This window comes from Polaribacter sargassicola, assembly GCF_021991835.1.
Taxonomy (GTDB): domain Bacteria; phylum Bacteroidota; class Bacteroidia; order Flavobacteriales; family Flavobacteriaceae; genus Polaribacter; species Polaribacter sargassicola.
Genome location: NZ_JAHDAU010000143.1, coordinates 1 through 311 on the forward strand (window position 1 = coordinate 1; position 311 = coordinate 311).

General features: G+C 71.4%; 1 protein-coding gene. It reads left to right on the forward strand.

All coding sequences use genetic code 11. The features are described from left to right. On the forward strand, positions 1-311 hold a 311-nt coding region (locus tag KI686_RS16225; RefSeq protein WP_237590362.1), incomplete at both ends, for a zinc-binding dehydrogenase.

A 311-nucleotide genomic window follows, 5' to 3' on the forward strand; every position in this document is an offset into this window, starting at 1 on the left:
TCACCGCGTGCGACAGCAGCACCCTCGAAGCCGCGCTCGCGCGCGAGGACGCCTTCGACGTGCTCATCGACGTGACCGGAAACGCACCCACCCTCGGCGCGGGCATCGCCGCGCTCGGCTGGGGCGGACGCGCCGTGTTCTGCTCGGCATCCGTCGATCCTGACCTCCACATCGACGCCCGCGACTTCTACCTGCGACGCAAGAGCCTGCGCGGAGTGGCCAGTGCAGGCTACCGTCACGTGAGGGAGGCGCTCGCGCTCGCCGCATCCGGAGTCCTCCCCGACCTGGTCGGCGAGCGCTATCCGCTCGCC